The sequence below is a fragment of the Celeribacter baekdonensis genome (genome assembly GCF_003047105.1).
Taxonomy (GTDB): domain Bacteria; phylum Pseudomonadota; class Alphaproteobacteria; order Rhodobacterales; family Rhodobacteraceae; genus Celeribacter; species Celeribacter baekdonensis_B.
The window spans coordinates 3,020,050-3,035,903 of record NZ_CP028475.1 but is presented as its reverse complement, the minus strand read 5'-3'; the positions used below and the strand labels follow the sequence as shown (position 1 = coordinate 3,035,903).

Annotated in this window: 15 protein-coding genes and 1 pseudogene; 8 read left to right on the top strand and 8 right to left on the bottom strand. The window is 58.5% G+C overall.

The genetic code is table 11. From position 1 onward, the window contains the following. Window positions 1–5: 5 nt before the first annotated feature. The 5 genes from DA792_RS18585 to DA792_RS18565 all read right to left on the bottom strand — a co-directional run bounded on the left by DA792_RS18585 (window position 6) and on the right by DA792_RS18565 (window position 6,985). Entirely contained in the window at window positions 6–3,380 is a 3,375-nt protein-coding gene (locus DA792_RS18585) for an efflux RND transporter permease subunit (RefSeq protein ID WP_107721924.1), read from the bottom strand. A 2-nt stretch (window positions 3,381–3,382) separates the two neighbouring features. Continuing rightward, window positions 3,383–4,852, bottom strand: a complete 1,470-nt coding sequence (locus DA792_RS18580; protein WP_107721922.1) for an efflux RND transporter periplasmic adaptor subunit — start codon at window positions 4,850–4,852, stop codon at window positions 3,383–3,385. Window positions 4,853–4,993: 141 nt separating this feature from the next. Next, the gene (gene moaB, locus DA792_RS18575; RefSeq protein WP_107721921.1) at window positions 4,994–5,536 is read right to left on the bottom strand and encodes a molybdenum cofactor biosynthesis protein B; all 543 of its coding nucleotides are present in this window, start codon (window positions 5,534–5,536) and stop codon (window positions 4,994–4,996) included. Window positions 5,537–5,558: 22 nt separating this feature from the next. Next, complete coding sequence (locus tag DA792_RS18570; RefSeq protein ID WP_107721918.1) at window positions 5,559–6,188, bottom strand: LysE family translocator; 630 nt, start codon at window positions 6,186–6,188, stop codon at window positions 5,559–5,561. Next, the gene (locus tag DA792_RS18565) at window positions 6,185–6,985 is read right to left on the bottom strand and encodes a uracil-DNA glycosylase (RefSeq protein WP_107721916.1); all 801 of its coding nucleotides are present in this window, start codon (window positions 6,983–6,985) and stop codon (window positions 6,185–6,187) included. Before DA792_RS18565 ends, DA792_RS18570 begins: the two co-directional genes overlap by 4 nt. A gap of 123 nt (window positions 6,986–7,108) precedes the next feature. Between DA792_RS18565 and DA792_RS18560 the strand changes: the two genes are divergently transcribed. The 7 genes from DA792_RS18560 (at window position 7,109) to DA792_RS18530 (ending at window position 12,092) form a co-directional block, all read left to right on the top strand. Further along, on the top strand, window positions 7,109–8,071 hold the full coding sequence (locus DA792_RS18560) for an aspartate carbamoyltransferase catalytic subunit (RefSeq protein ID WP_107721913.1): 963 nt from the start codon (window positions 7,109–7,111) through the stop codon (window positions 8,069–8,071). Continuing rightward, entirely contained in the window at window positions 8,068–8,589 is a 522-nt protein-coding gene (locus DA792_RS18555; protein WP_107721911.1) for a hypothetical protein, read from the top strand. Before DA792_RS18560 ends, DA792_RS18555 begins: the two co-directional genes overlap by 4 nt. After that, a complete protein-coding gene (locus DA792_RS18550; RefSeq protein ID WP_107721909.1) occupies window positions 8,586–9,101 on the top strand; it encodes a hypothetical protein in 516 nt (171 codons plus the stop codon). The genes DA792_RS18555 and DA792_RS18550 overlap by 4 nt, the downstream gene beginning before the upstream one ends. Next, a complete protein-coding gene (gene pyrC / locus DA792_RS18545; protein ID WP_107721907.1) occupies window positions 9,098–10,363 on the top strand; it encodes a dihydroorotase in 1,266 nt (421 codons plus the stop codon). The genes DA792_RS18550 and pyrC overlap by 4 nt, the downstream gene beginning before the upstream one ends. Before the next feature lie 41 nt (window positions 10,364–10,404). After that, window positions 10,405–10,998 (top strand): glycerol-3-phosphate 1-O-acyltransferase PlsY, encoded by a 594-nt coding sequence (plsY, locus tag DA792_RS18540; RefSeq protein WP_107721905.1) that lies wholly within the window; start codon window positions 10,405–10,407, stop codon window positions 10,996–10,998. An 88-nt stretch (window positions 10,999–11,086) separates the two neighbouring features. Next, window positions 11,087–11,590 carry a DUF805 domain-containing protein gene (locus tag DA792_RS18535; protein ID WP_107721903.1) on the top strand — a complete coding sequence of 168 codons (504 nt, stop codon included), beginning with the start codon at window positions 11,087–11,089 and terminating at the stop codon, window positions 11,588–11,590. Between the two features lie 76 nt (window positions 11,591–11,666). After that, complete coding sequence (locus DA792_RS18530; protein ID WP_107721901.1) at window positions 11,667–12,092, top strand: DUF805 domain-containing protein; 426 nt, start codon at window positions 11,667–11,669, stop codon at window positions 12,090–12,092. A 75-nt stretch (window positions 12,093–12,167) separates the two neighbouring features. On the opposite strand, the pseudogene DA792_RS18525 reads toward DA792_RS18530, so the two are convergent. The 3 genes and pseudogenes from DA792_RS18525 to DA792_RS18515 all read right to left on the bottom strand — a co-directional run bounded on the left by DA792_RS18525 (window position 12,168) and on the right by DA792_RS18515 (window position 14,874). Then, window positions 12,168–13,537: pseudogene (locus DA792_RS18525) on the bottom strand (glutamate--cysteine ligase). 93 nt (window positions 13,538–13,630) lie between these two features. Then, entirely contained in the window at window positions 13,631–14,137 is a 507-nt protein-coding gene (locus tag DA792_RS18520; RefSeq protein ID WP_254679309.1) for a hypothetical protein, read from the bottom strand. Continuing rightward, window positions 14,137–14,874, bottom strand: a complete 738-nt coding sequence (locus tag DA792_RS18515; RefSeq protein ID WP_107721899.1) for a 16S rRNA (uracil(1498)-N(3))-methyltransferase — start codon at window positions 14,872–14,874, stop codon at window positions 14,137–14,139. Before DA792_RS18515 ends, DA792_RS18520 begins: the two co-directional genes overlap by 1 nt. 11 nt (window positions 14,875–14,885) lie before the next feature. Between DA792_RS18515 and ubiA the strand changes: the two genes are divergently transcribed. Further along, window positions 14,886–15,851 (top strand): 4-hydroxybenzoate octaprenyltransferase, encoded by a 966-nt coding sequence (gene ubiA, locus DA792_RS18510; protein WP_107721897.1) that lies wholly within the window; start codon window positions 14,886–14,888, stop codon window positions 15,849–15,851. Window positions 15,852–15,854: the final 3 nt, after the last annotated feature.

The following is a 15,854-nucleotide window of genomic DNA, read 5'->3' as shown; positions in this document are numbered from 1 at the left end:
AGCGATCAGCTCGCTTTGTGCCGCCGCATCATCACCGCAGCAACGCCCACATAAAACAGCGCAAACCCGACACATAATCCGCCAAGGAACAGCGCCAAAGCCGCGCCGATCCCGCCAGCGCCCATAAGCGGCGACAGCGCGCCAAAGACCATAACCTGTCCCAGCGTCAGCGCGAACCACAACACCGCGAAAGCCCCCGCAGCCAAGATTGCAGAACCCACAAGCCGGGTCCGGCGCGGATGGCGCACAGCCCGGCGCAGGGCCGCCATTTGACGCGCCACATCCAGTTGCATCGCAAGGATCGCTGGCACCAGCATCAACACAACCACCATGCCAAACCCAAGCCCGTAAGACAGGGTGACCACTGTCGGTTTGAGAAACTGCGCATCGGCAGAGCGTTCATACAGCAGCGGCGCGAGTCCCAAAACCGTGGTCATAGTCGTCAACATCACCGGACGCAAACGGTCGGTTGCGGCGTCAATGATCGCCGGAAACAGACCGCGCTCTTTGGCATATTCATCCACGGTCGAGACCAAAACGATCGAATCGTTGATGATGATCCCGGTCATACCGATCAGCCCCACGACGGAGAACATCGACAAGGGAATACCCCAAATCGCATGGCCATGAATCGCGCCAATGAGGCCAAAGGGAATGACCGACATGACCACAACAGGCCGCGTCCAGCTTGAGAAAATCCACGCCAGCGTCAGGTAAATCCCGATCAAGACGCCGCCTAGCCCCAACATCGCATCGGAGAGGAACCGGTTCTCCTGTTCCGAGAGGCCCGACACCCGGTGGGTGATGCCGAATTCTTCGTCCAAGGTGGGCAAGATGTCATCGGTGATCGCCGTTTGGATGTCTGAGGCGCGGGCCGGGTTGTCTTCGCTCAAATCACCAGAGACCGAGACAAGCCGCAAACCGTTTTCGCGTTGCACGGTGGAAAACCCGGTCTGACGTGTCACCGAGACGATATCCGAGAGCGGCACATAAACGCCCGAACTGGCACGCATTTGGGTGCGATCCATGAAATCGGCGGTCAACTCGCCTTCGGGCAATTCGACCCGCACCGTGGCCGTGCGCACGCCTTCGGGGTAGGTCGCGGCCTCAATCCCGCCCAAACGATGGGTCAGGATCGTGCCCAGTGTGTCGATGGAAAACCCAAGTGCTTCGCCCTGTGGCGTCAACTCCAAGATCAATTCTTCCTTGTCATAGGCGAGGCTGTCCTCCAACGCCGACACTTCAGGGAACTGTGCCAACCGGGATTTAAGCGCCTCTGCCGCCGCCTTAAGCGTCGCAGAGTCTGCGCCATACAGATCGACATCAATCGCGTCACCGCCGGGGCCAAAATGGCCACGCCGGAAGGATACGGTTTCCGCCAAAGGATGGTTCACCACCTCGGCTTGCAGGTTCTCAACAAAGGCATAAGACGAATAGGGCCGCAGGTCCGCGTCGATCAATTCAATCGACAATCCGCCAAGCTGATAGTCCTCTTTGGTGTCCGTGCCAGACAGGCCCCGCCCGGCATTCGACCCGATTTGCGCCACAGCATAGGCGACGGGATTGGTGCCATATTGGTCTTCATAGCGTTTGCCGACGACCTCGGTGGCGCGCTGCAATTCGCGCATCATGGCGAGTGTGTCGGCGCGCTCCGCCGCCGGAGCCATGGCAAAATTGCCGGAGATCAATGGCTGTTCCGGCGAGTTGAAAAACCGCCATTGCACCTGCCCCGTGACCACCAAAGACACCTGCACCGCCAGCAAAAACACGATCCCAGCAATCAGCGGATAGCGCAGCTTGACGGACCAGCCGACCAAGGGCCGAAACAGGCGTTCGCGAAACACATGAAAGCCCTTATCGACCTGACGCGAGGGCCAGTCATACCAATGCGACTTTGCGGTGGAGGCGATGGAATGGCTGAGGTGATTGGGCAGAATGATGAAACATTCCAAAAGCGAGGCCAACAAAACCATGATCACCGTAAAGGGAATGTCCGAGATCATATCGCCAAAGCGGCCCGAAATCGCCGTCAGACCGAAAAAGGCAATCACCGTGGTAATGGTTGACGAAAACACCGGTGCAAACATCCGCCTTGCGGCATTTTCCGCCGCTTCAACCGGCCCTTCTTTGAGACGCCTGACGCGAAAATCCGCATGTTCGCCTACGACAATCGCATCATCGACAACGATGCCCAAAGTGATGATCAACGCGAACAGTGAGATCATGTTGAGCGTCAACCCGGCCAAATACATCATCGCGATCGCTGAGAACATCGCAACGGGGATGCCCGCCGCCACCCAGATCGCCGTACGCGCATTCAAGAACAAGAACAGCAAGAGCACAACAAGCCCAAGCCCCATCGCGCCATTGGACAGCAACAGATCGAGCCGCGCTTGGATCGCTTCGGCGCGCGTCCGAAACAGATCAAGCGTCACCCCTTCGGGCAGGGTCAGCCCCATCTCGGCGCTGACCTCTTCGACGATCCGTTGAATTTCAATCGAATCTCCTTGATCCGAACGCGCGACCTTCACCGAGACCGAGGAATTATCGCCGACAAAAAACGCCTCATTGCGATCAACGCCATTGACCCGCACCGTCGCCACATCGCCGATGGTCAATTCGGACCCATCCTCATTGCGGCGCAACACGATGGCGGAAATGTCAGAGGCCTCACGCTTCTCGACCCCTGCGCGCACCCGCGCCCCGCCATTGCCGACATTGCCCGCCGGGCTTGTGTCGGTCTGCGCCGCAATCGCGCTGGCGATTTCAGCCATGGAAATGTCATGTTGGATCAGATTGAGGGTGGGCACTTCGACAATCATCTCGGAAGCGGCGACACCTGAAATGCTGGTTTTCGTCACCCCCCGCGCAAACAACCGCGCCACCAATTCATCGGCAAACCGGGCCAATTGATCGAGGCCAACAGGCCCGGTGATCACCACATCGGTGACCGAATCCGTCCATCCGCCCCATCGAATGACCGGATCGTCCGCGCCTTCGGGCAGGTCGCTTTCGGCATCAATCGCGGCTTTCACATCGTCGGCGGCGCGTTGCATGTCCCAGCCGGGTTCGAAATCCAGGCTGATCGACGCGCGCCCCTCGGTTGAACTCGCGCTGCTTTCAGTCACGCCTTCGACAGCCAAAAGCGTGGGTTCCAAAAGCTGGACGATGGCATGGTCGACATCTTCCGCCCCCGCCCCTGTCCACGCGACCGAAACCCGCACAGTATCAACCACAACGTCGGGAAAATATTGCGCCCGCATCCGAGGCAATGCGGCCAAACCCGCCACGATCAAGATCACCAAAACAAGGTTCGCGGCCGTGCCATGCCGGGTGAAATACGATAGGATGCCCTTGGCTTTGCCCAATGTGGCGCTCATGTTTAGCTCCCCATCCGGTCTTCGAGGCGCGCGATCAAATCAGTCGGCACTTCGTCGGCGGCCAGTTGTTCGGTGATCCGGGCACGGACCTCTTCGGGCATCTGGGTGTTGCTGGCGACAAAGGCCAAAAGTTTTTCGCGGTGTTCCGGGGTGAGTTTGAGCATCGTGGCCGCCTCTCCCGCCGGAGGTTGTGCCGCACCGCTTTGCGCACCGTTGACTTTGACGCGAATGCCCGCGCCCAAAAGCGGCGAGCGCTCCAAAACGACCTGACGCCCGGCAACCCCGCGCGCATCCACAATGACATCGTCACCCTGACGGCGCAGAATGGGGGCAGATACCTCTTCGAGACGGCTTTGATCCGTAATGGCAAGCACCGTGCCATTGGCCGCAACCGCACTTGCGGGGAGGCGCGCGACATCGGTCACATCGGGCTCCTGCACCTGAACCGTCACGAAATCACCGGGCCGAAATCCGGGGGCCGCGTCCAAGCGTGCGTATAGCATCCGCCCGGTCTGCCCCTCGGCCACGGCGGCACTTTCGCGCGTGACCGTCCCCATGGCGACCAGATCAAGCCCCGACACATCCAGCGTGGCAGTCACGGCCATATCGGGCAACGCACCGCGGTCTTGCACGAGACGGGCATATTGTTCGGTGGAGATGCGAAAGGCGACTTCAAGTTCGTCCGGCGCAATCAGCGTGGCGAATTGTTCGTTGCCGCTCAACAACGTGCCCAATGCGCCTTTGACGTCGCTCAGAACCCCATCAAAGGCCGCGGTGACGGTGGTGTCATCCAAACGGCGTCGGGTTTCGTCCAGATCAATCTGGGCGCGCAAAACGGCGGTGCGGGCACGATCCACGCTGGCCTCAGCATCAGCCAAGGATTGACGTTTCGAGAGCACAGACTGGCCCGCAGAGGCATGGGCCAAAGCCGCATCTTCGACGCCGCTCGGGCTGCCAACGCCTCGTTCCAAAAGGTTTTGTTGCCGTTCAAGCGCAGCCAAACGCAAATCGCGCTGCGCCTCGGCTGCGGCCAAATCATCCACCGCCAAGAGCTGGGATCGCTCAGCCTCGCGCAGGCCCGCTTCGGCCTCGGCAAAATCGGCTTCGGCCACACGCACCGCAGCTTGCGCATCTGCCGGATCTATCCGCAAGATCACATCACCTGACTTAACCGCGCCGCCTTCTTGAAATCCATCGGCCAAGGCGACAATCCGCCCTGACACCGGCGCGCGCAATTCTAAGGTTCGCCGAGCAGCAATTTGGCCATAACTGGTCAAGACCGGCGTCACCGTGGTCGGCACCACCTCCATCACATTGACCGAGAACTGTCGCTCGCGCGCCTGTGGCGGCGTGCTTTCTGCCGCGAGGCGCGCCTGAAACGCAGAATAAAACCGATAGCCCGCCCCCGCCAACAAGGCGAGCGTCAAAGAGACAAGGAAAAGACCGATCAAAGAGCGGCGGAAAAAACGCATTCCGTAAAACCTTTGGTTCATGCCCCCGAGAGGCGGATTTTTAACAGAGTTAGGGCTTGGCCCGGCACAGTCCACGACACAGTATCATACGCACAAACGATACAAACCCGTCGCGCTCATTGGTCACTTTTCCGTCAGGGGTCATTTACGGCGCAGGTGTTCGTCCAAACGCGGCAGGATTTGCACGAAATTGCAGGGCTTGTGACGATAATCGAGCTGCCATTTCAGGATCTCGTTCCACGCGTCTTTACAGGCCCCTGTCGAACCCGGAAGCGCAAATAAATAGGTGCCGCCCGCAACCCCGCCCGTGGCGCGCGATTGCACGGCGGAGGTGCCGATTTTTTGCATCGACACGATGGTAAAGACCGTCCCGAAAGCGTCGATTTCCTTTTCATAGACATCGCGATGGGCCTCGACCGTGACGTCCCGCCCGGTCAGCCCGGTCCCACCCGTCGAGATCACCACATCAACCTCTGGCGTGTCGATCCAGGTCCGAAGCTGATCGCGGATCAGGGGGCGATCATCGGTGATGATTTTACGGTCCGCCAAAATATGCCCGGCCTCGGTGATCATCTCGACCAAAGCGGCACCGGAGCGATCCTCCTCAATCCCGCGCGTGTCTGAGACCGTCAAAACCGCGATGCGAATGGGGATAAAATCTAACGTGTCGTCAATGCGGCTCATGCGCGGCGCTCCATGGTGAAATCTAACGGGTAAAATCGAGGCCGAGTTTCAGGGCGAGGCCGCCAAAGACACTGGCCGAGACATAGCGTAACACGCGCTCCATCCCACGGCTCCGTGCCAAAACGCCGCCCAAACCGGCCGCGAACCAGCCGACAAGGCCGTTGATCACAAAGCCGCCTAGCCCGATCACAGCGCCAAAAATGAGAAATTGCCCCAGAACTGACCCACGTGTGGGATCGACGAATTGTGGCACAAAGGCGAGAATAAACAGGATGACCTTGGGGTTTGAAACATTGACGAAAAGCCCCTCCCGAAAAGCACGCGCGCGGCTTTTGAGGGGGATGTTTGAACGCATCTCCGGCAGCGGGGTCAGCAGCGTTTTGAGCGCAAGCCAGAGCAAATATACGACCCCAATCCAGCGGATCGTCCCAAAAAGCGCCGGGTGTGCCGCAACCAGTGCGCCAAGGCCAAGCCCGGCCAAAGCCACGTTGATCATGCCGCCCGCAGCGATTCCGGCACTGGCGGCCACGGCAGCGCGCCGGTCGCCGCGCAGGCCTTGGGCGAGACAAAACATCATATCCGCACCGGGGGTCAGATTGAGCGCCAAAGCCGCCGGAACAAACGCCGCGAGTGTCAGCGGATCGACAATCATGTGAGGCTGCGCAGCCGCGCTTGGATATCCAAAAGATCGGCCCACGCCTCACGTTTGGCCACGGGGGTGCGCAGCAAATAGGCCGGATGGGTCATCGGCATGGCGGGCTTACCCAAAACGGTTTGCCAAGTGCCGCGCAACCGGGTGATCCCGGCGCGCCCCAACAGGGCGGTGCAGGCCCAATTGCCCATCAGCACGATCACATCCGGGTCGGCCAATTCAATATGACGGATCAAAAACGGTTTCAGCATGGCGATTTCCGCAGGCGTCGGATCGCGGTTTTCCGGCGGACGCCACGGGATCGGATTGGTGATATAGAGCGCATGTTCGGCGTCCGGTGAGCTCCGGTCCATGCCGATGGCGGCGAACATTTTGTCCAAAAGCTGGCCTGAGCGACCGACAAAGGGTTTGCCCTGTTGGTCCTCTTCGCGCCCCGGCGCTTCGCCAATGATCATCACCCGGGCCTTGGGATTGCCGTCGGAAAACACCAAATTGCGCGCGCCGCGTTTGAGATCGCACAGATCAAATCCCGCCATCGCCTCCCGCAACGCATCCAGACTTGTGACAGATTTGGCCAGAGCCATCGCCGCCTCAACCGGATCGACCTCCTTGGCCGCCGCCACAACGGGCGGGGCCGGACTGCGGGCCGCAACGGGGGCGTCAGGCGCAGATGTGGACGCAGCGGCGGCCACCTCATAGCGGTTGACAGGCGTCTCCGCGATCGCCTCGGTTGCGCCGAGTTCGATCTGCCACTCCAAAAGAGCATGTGCTTGCCAATAGTCGATCTGAGTCTCCATTGGACCACGCTACAATGCGCGAACGCCAAGGTAAATCGGTGACAGGGCCACAGCAGCCATTGCCCGCCCGCGCCCCCTTTTCTATAAGCACTGCAAAGGCACGATCGTTTGAGAGAGGGCATCATGGCATTCCGGCAAAAACACCTTTTGGGGATCGAGCCGCTTCATCCCGAAGAGATCAAAACCGTTCTCGATGTGGCGGATCGCTATGTCGAGCTGAACCGTCAGGCCAACAAGCATTCCGATGCGCTTAAAGGCCTCACCCAAATCAACATGTTCTTTGAAAATTCGACCCGCACGCAGGCCTCGTTTGAATTGGCGGGCAAGCGGCTTGGTGCGGATGTCATGAACATGGCGATGCAGGCCAGTTCGATCAAAAAGGGCGAGACGCTGATTGATACGGCTTTGACGCTCAACGCCATGCACCCGGACCTGTTGGTGGTGCGTCACCCGCATTCCGGGGCAGTGGATTTATTGGCGCAAAAGGTCAATTGCGCAGTTCTGAACGCCGGTGACGGGCGGCATGAACACCCGACGCAGGCATTGCTCGACGCGCTGACCATTCGCCGCGCCAAAGGGCGATTGCACCGTCTCAACATCGCAATTTGCGGTGATATTGCCCACAGCCGCGTGGCCCGATCGAACCTGATCCTTTTGGGTAAAATGGAAAACCGTGTGCGCCTTGTCGGCCCACCGACCTTGGTGCCCGAACAGTTCCGCGAATTTGGCTGTGAGATTTACGACGACATGCGCGAAGGCTTGCAAGACGTCGATGTTGTAATGATGTTGCGACTGCAAAAAGAGCGGATGGATGGTGGGTTTATCCCCTCTGAGCGTGAATATTTCTATCGCTACGGCTTGGACGCCGAAAAACTGGCCCATGCCAAACCCGACGCGATTGTGATGCATCCGGGGCCGATGAACCGCGGCGTCGAAATTGACGGCACCATCGCCGATGACATCAACCGCTCGGTGATCCAGGAACAGGTCGAAATGGGCGTGGCGGTGCGCATGGCCGCGATGGACCTTTTGGCACAAAACCTACGCGCCTCACGCGAATCCGCGACACAAGAGGTGATGGTGTGAGCGACCCGTTTGAGATCCCCGGCGGTGAGGCACGGCGTGTTTGGGTCTTTGCCTTTGATGGTCCCTTGGAGGAGTTGGATGCCCTTTCGCCCGAAGCTTTGGCAGAGGCCCTGGGGCTTTGGAGCACGCCAAAGACAGAGGCGATGGAGCGGTTTGATCTTTCAAACCTCGAAGACTACGGCTTTGCCCGCTATCTCTCTGAGGCCAATGGCATGGCCGTGGGCGACGATGCGGCGATGCTAAACGCGCTCACCGGGCCGGTTTTGGTGGTGTTCTCCCAAGGCTTGGCCGAGGCCGAGCGCCGGTTTGACCCCGATGCGCCGTTCCGGCTGATCGGGCGCTATGGTTTGACCACAGACCTGACTTTGCCCAAAGACATCATGGCAGAGAGCGCCCTTGGCCAATTGCCCGAAGGCAAAGCGCCGATGTCGTCGGCGCGCATGTCGGGCATGGTCGCGACCGTTGTGTTGCTATTTTTGGCAGTGTTTGTCGCCGCCTTTGTGTGGGTCGGCAGATGACAGACGGCTGGCAAGATATCCTTGCGCCGGGTGAACGCGTGCTATGGCAAGGCCAGCCGTCAGTGCCGCCCCGCCTGTCGCGGCGGCAAGTTCCGGTCTTTTTGTTCGGGATGATGTTCGCGGGATTTGCGGTGTTTTGGATGTCGATGGCGATGCGGGCGGGGACCATTTGGGTCTTTGGCCTGATCCATCTGTTTGCCGGGCTGGCTGTGGCAATCGGGCCGATTTTCGTCATGCCGTTTGTCGCCTCGCGCACTTGGTATTCGCTCACCAATCGCCGGGCATTTTTTGCCACGCACATGCCCTTTGTTGGCCCCACCCTCAATGCGCTGGAGCTCACGCCCGCGCTTGGGATCGACTTCGACGGTAAGAATCCCGGCACATTGCGGTTTCAAGACAAAGCCACACCGCTTGTGGGCACCCACCTTGATCGCACGCCCATGTTTACCAAAATTCAGAACGCCCGAGACGTGTTTGGGCTGATCCGCGACATCCAGAGAGGCAAAGCATGACGATTTTCACCAATGCGCGTCTGATCAACCCCGAAACCTTGACCGATGATCTGGGCTGGCTTCGTATGGAAGGCGATGTGATTGCCGAAAGTGGTACGGGCACGCCGCCACGGGGCGAAAGCATTGATTGCGCTGGCAAATATCTTGCGCCAGGGATCGTGGACCTTGGGGTGAAAGTGTCGGAACCGGGCGAGCGTCACAAGGAAAGTTTTGCCTCCGCAGGTCGTGCCGCGGCGGCAGGTGGTGTGACCACGATGATCACCCGGCCTGACACCCAAAGCGCGATTGACACCCCCGAAGTGTTGGAATTCGTCCAACGCCGGGCCGCAGAAGACGCCATTGTAAAAGTCAAACATATGGCCGCGCTGACCAAGGGGCGCGCAGGCCGTGAGATGGTTGAAATCGGTTTCATGTTGGACGCGGGTGCCGTGGCTTTTACCGATTGTGATCATGTGGTTGAGGACACCAAAGTGTTGCAGCGCGCGCTGACCTATGCCCGCTCTTGTGGCGCGCTGGTGATCGGTCACCCGCAAGAGCCCGGCCTGTCCAAAGGGGCCGCCGTGACATCGGGCAAATTCGCCACCCTGCGCGGCTTGCCCGCCGTGTCACCCATGGCCGAACGGATGGGATTGGATCGGGATTTGGCGCTGATCGAGATGACTGGCGTGCGCTATCACTTTGATCAATTGACGACAGCACGCGCCCTGCCCGCCTTGGACCGTGCGAAACAAAACGGGTTTGATGTCACCGCAGGCGTGTCGATTCACCACCTGACACTCAATGATCTCGATGTTGGCGACTACCGCACCTTTTTCAAAGTCAAACCGCCGCTCAGATCCGAAGATGACCGCTTGGCGATGGTTGAGGGCGTTGCCTCCGGGTTGATTGATGTGATCTCGTCGATGCACACACCGCAGGATGAGGAAAGCAAACGCTTGCCGTTTGAAGAGGCGGCCTCGGGTGCAGTCGCGCTTGAAACGCTGCTGCCTGCGGCGCTGCGCCTTTATCATTCGGATCAGCTCAGCCTGCCGCAGTTGTTCCGCGCGATGGCGCTGAACCCTGCCAATCGCATGGGGCTGGCCTCGGGGCGGCTCTCAGAGGGGGCACCCGCCGATCTGGTGCTGTTTGATGCCGATGCGCCTTTTGTGCTGGACCGGTTCAAATTACGCTCGAAATCGAAAAATACCCCCTTTGATGGCGCGCGGATGCAGGGCAAAGTCATCGGCACCTGGGTCGATGGGCTGAGGGTGTTTGAGGGCTAAACCGCCGCGATGCGACCCCTAATTTTCCACGGAGAACACCGATGACGCTAATGATGCTGATTGTCACCGCGCTTATCGCCTATCTTGTGGGGTCAATCCCCTTTGGCATCGTCATGGCGCGCCTGTTTGGGCTGGGCGATTTGCGTCAAATCGGGTCGGGTAATATTGGCGCGACCAATGTTTTGCGCACGGGCAACAAATTGGCCGCCTTCCTCACACTTTTGGGCGACAGTGGCAAAGGCGCTTTGGCGGTGATTTTGGCGCGGGTTTTGGTGGGCGAACAGGCCGCCGGGGTCGCTGGGCTTTGCGCCATGTTGGGCCATCTCTACCCGCTTTACCTGCGCTTCAAAGGCGGCAAAGGCGTAGCCACTTTCCTTGGCACACTTTTGGCGCTCTCACTCCCGGTCGGGCTTTTGGCCTGTGCCACATGGCTTTTGGTCGCCGTGGTGACGCGCTACTCAAGCCTCTCGGCCTTGGTCGCCGCCCTGATGGCCCCGATTTACACAGCCGCGTTTTACCACCTGCACGGCGCGATCCTTGTGTTGGTGCTCACCGCGTTGATTTTCTACAAACATCGCGACAACATCGCCCGCCTGAAAGCCGGCACAGAAACAAAAATCGGCAAAAAAGGCTGATTTCCGTAAAATAGAGCGCTTTGCGCCCCATTCCTGTCCCGATTTGACGTCAATTTTACCATGACATCACTGGGTTGGGAGTTTGTCCATGGCTGGACCATTGAAAGCCGTTGAGAACGGCTATTTCAGAGCCTTCAATTTTTCGGGCCGCGCATCGCGGTCTGAATTTTGGTGGTTCTCAATATATTACGCGATTGTCTGCGGGCTTTTGTTTATTGACCTATCCAAAAGCGGCACGTTGTTTTGGTGGTTTTTTGCCCTCAACATCATCCCCAACCTTTCGCTCCAAGTCCGCCGATTGCACGACATTGGAAAATCGGGGTTTTGGCTGCTGCTTTGCTTTGTGCCCTTTGGTTCGTTTGTCCTGTTGTTCTTTTACATCACACCGTCCAACGCCCGCGACAACAGATGGGGGCCGCCACCGAATGGCGGCAATCAACGGTGGGGCAATGGTTCCTCTTCAAACTCAGCCTATGCTGCGTTGATGCGCGTGCCGGATGTGAGCGGGGCCACTTCAGAGGAGCTTGAAGACGCCCGTCGCCGGGAAATCCAAGAGTATTACAAAACGCGCGTTTTGGGAAAAACCGTGTAATCAGGCGTATTTTTCCCCTTGTCGGGCGCAGTAAGATCAGAAAAAGGTCGCATCAGACTCTATTTGGAAAGATGACATGACTTTTTTAACTGCAATCAAAACCTGTTTCTCGAAATACATCACCTTCAGTGGCCGCGCCTCACGCTCAGAATATTGGTATTTCACTCTGTTTACCCTTCTCGCCGCCTTCGGCACGTTGGCACTTGATATCGTGCTCGCATCCAATCTGGGTTTGCCGCCGATTTTCTATACTGTTGCCTCTATCGCGATCATTCTACCGTCGCTTTCAGTCCTCGTAAGACGTTTGCATGATGTGAATAAATCCGGGTGGTGGTATTTTATTGGCTTTGTGCCGCTCGTCGGGGTCCTCCTCATTCTCTATTGGGCTGTCTCCAAAGGCACATCCGGTCCGAACCGGTTTGGCCCTGACCCGATCACCGGCGAAGAGGCTCCGCTGAGCTACACAGACAGTGCGATCCCGCCGGTCAATCGCGGTGAATAAGCCATCCATGGCAAGAAAAAATGCGGCAGACCCATCCGGTTTGCCGCATTTTTCATGTTTGAAACCTCAAAAGTCTCAGTAGGAATATTCACCAAACACTTTGGTCACATCGCCATTCCACTCGCCTTCGAACTTCTCGATAAGTTCGTCGGCCGGGGCATGACCGGTCTCAATGCTCTCTTTGAGTGCGTTCAAGAAATGGGTTTCATCCGGCACCAATCCACCAGCACCGGGGCAGGCGCGTGCTTTCAGGCCCGCTTCGGCAATCGACACACATTCGCGCGCGAGGTCGATCATTTTGACCCCATCCACCTCGGCCTGAAGCCCCTCGACGGAGGACGCGACACGCAGGTTCTCACGGAACTCCGGCGTCCAGCCTTTGATCAGGTCGGTCGTCGCATCCAGCGCGTTTTGGTCATACATCAAGCCAACCCAGAAGGCAGGAAGCGCGCACAAACGCCGCCAAGGCCCGCCATCGGCGCCGCGCATTTCCATATATTGTTTGATCCGCGCCTCAGGGAACAGCGTGGTGAGGTGATCCGCCCAATCAGAGAGCGTTGGTTTTTCACCCGGCAAAGCGGGCAATTTGCCCTTTAAGAAATCGCGGAACGACATGCCCAGCGCGTCGATATATTTGCCATCGCGGTAGACGAAATACATCGGCACATCGAGGGCATACTCGGTGTAGCGCTCAAAGCTCATCCCGTCTTCAAACACAAACGGCAACATGCCAGTGCGCGACGGGTCGAGGTGACGCCAAACTTTAGAGCGCCATGATTTATGACCGTTGAGTTTGCCCTCCATAAAGGGCGAATTGGCAAATAAGGCGGTGGCAACAGGTTGCAACGCCAAAGCAGTGCGGAATTTTTGCACCATGTCGGCTTCGGAGGAGAAATCAAGGTTCACCTGAACCGTACAGGTGCGGCGCATCATCTGGGTGCCGGTGGTCCCGACCTTGCCCATATAGGCGTCCATCAATTTGTAGCGGCCCTTGGGCATCAACGGCATCTGATCATGGGTCCAATGCGGTGCCATGCCCAGCCCAATAAAGCGCGCCCCCATCTCGTCAGCGACCGATTGCACTTCGCGCAGATGTTCGTTCACCTCGTCGCAGGTCTGGTGGATTGTGTCCAAAGGTGCGCCGGACAATTCCAACTGCCCCCCGGCTCAAGCGACACATTCGCACCATTGAGCGTCAGACCAATCAGATGTTCGCCTTCAAACACCGGGTCCCAACCGAACCGATCCTGCAACCCCTCAAGCAGCGCTTTGATCGAGCGGTCACCCGCGTAGGGCAAAGGATTCAGCGTGTCTTTGCAATAGCCGAACTTTTCATGCTCGGTGCCGATTTTCCAATTTTCGCGGGGCTTGCAGCCTTCTGCGAAAAAGTTGACCAGATCGTCATGGCTTTCGATCAAACCTCCGCCGGATTGGGGAATGGACATGTGGGGGCTACTCCGAAGCGTTGAATTCAGTTCGGTAGACTTGGGTCAAGAGGGCCATGAAGTCAATGCGAAGGCCATCATTCGGTTCGCATCTCAGCGCAGAAGCGCTGTGCGTTTCCGCCAGATCACAACCGGATGATCAGGCGTCTGTTTGATTTGGCGCAGCATTTTTTCGGTCTCAATCCCATCAAGCGTAACAAAGACGTCAAACAACCGATCCGCCCCAAACGCATCCAGCGGGATCAAAAGCGGCGCCTGTCCGGGCGCGTCAAATTGCCAATGCGCCGGACCTTTGAGGGCCGGGAGCAAGGTCACGCAGGTCATGGCGTCAATCTCGACCTGCCCGCCGGTGTAGGGGGTGAAATAGCTGACCACGCCCTCATCCACCTCGACCGAGCCATAACCATCGCCCTTATGGGCAAAACGCGCGCGCTGCACGGCAGCCACCGCAAAAACAACAGCCAGTCCGGTAAATCCCAAGGCGATCCAGCGCATCACGCCAAAAGAGGACACCGCCCACCAGCCCAAAAGCGCCACAACGGCGAGCGCCACGGCAACCTCGCGCCAGCGCCACAGCATCGCTTTGACCTCGGGTCGCATCAGGACCAATCTCCAAGGAGGGTTTGCCAGACCGTCAAAGCGGCGACGGCGGCGGTGTCTGCACGCAAGATGCGCGGACCGAGGGAGACGGCATGGGTAAAAGGCAGCGCGTGCAGGCGTTTGCGCTCGGCGTCGGAAAATCCGCCCTCAGGGCCAATCAGAATCGCCCATTTGCCACCTTTGACATCGCCCAGGGCTTCGGCCGCGCCCACGAGGCTTTCGTCGCAAAACATAATCTGGCGCTCCGGGTCCCACTCGGCCAACATCCGGTCCAATCGGTGCAGATCAGCCACTTCGGGCACATAGGTTCCACCGCATTGTTCAGCCGCCTCAACGGCATGAGCTTGCAACCGATCCTGACGAATGCGCTCCGAATTGGTAAACTCGGTCTGCACGGGCACAATGCGTTTTGCGCCCATCTCGGTGGCCTTTTCGACAATAAAATCAGTGCGCGCCTTTTTGATCGGCGCAAACAACAGCCAGAGATCGGGCGGCAGTTGCAACGGTTTGGTTTGCACCCGACAGGTCAGTTCCCCGCCGCGTTTGCCCGCCTGCGTGATCTCCGCCACATATTCGCCATCGCGCGCATTGAACAGCGCGACATACGACCCCTCCGCCTGTCGCATCACCCCAAAAAGGTAATGCGCCTGATCCCTCTCCAGAGGAATGGATTGCCCCTCGGCCAGAGGGTGATCTACATAGAGGCGGATCTTCGCCTGAAACTGTTCTTGGCTCATGGAGCAAACATATGATCGACACACCAAAAGCACCAGAGACGAGTGGACAGGTTTTTGACGCTGTCAAAGGCAATTGGGTCGATACTCATGCGCCCGCATGGACCCGGCCCTATTTGCGCCTCTCACGGGCGGATCGGCCCGTTGGCACCTGGTTGCTCCTGCTCCCCTGTTGGTGGGGGGCGTTGTTGGCGGCGGCGGAAACCGGAACGTTTGGGCTGCGCACGCTGTGGATCATGATCGGCTGCGCTTTGGGCGCGTGGTTGATGCGTGGCGCCGGATGCACATGGAATGACATCTCAGACCGCAATTTTGACGGCAAAGTCGAGCGCACCAAAAGCCGCCCGATCCCCTCGGGCCAAGTCACCGTCAAACAAGCGGCGATCTGGATGGTGCTCCAAACTCTGATCGCGCTTGTGATCCTGTTGAGTTTTGGCAAGCTGGCGATTGCGCTGGGGTTCCTCTCCCTCCTCCCCGTAATGATCTACCCTTTTGCCAAACGGTTTACCTGGTGGCCGCAGGTGTTTTTGGGCATCGCTTTCAACTGGGGCGCGATTTTGGCCTATGCTGCCGTGTCCGGTCGCCTGAGCGCCGCTCCGTTCTTTTTCTATTTCGCCGGGATCGCGTGGACGATTTTCTACGATACGATCTACGCCCACCAAGACAAAGACGACGATGCGATGATCGGCGTCAAATCCACCGCCCGGCTCTTTGGCGACAACACGGCGCTTTGGCTCAGACGGTTTTTGGTCATCACCGTTGTGTTGATGGGGGCGGGCGTGGTTGAGGCCCTTGTGGACCGCTCGGTTTTGGCGCTTGTCGTCGCCTTGGGCGCACCTTGGGCGATGGGGCTTCATATGACGTGGCAAATGACCAAACTTGACACCGAAAACCCGGACATGTGTCTCAAACTGTTCCGTTCCAACCGCGATACGGGGCTTTTGGCTGCGCTGTTTCTTGCCGTATCTGTGTTCCTTTGATTG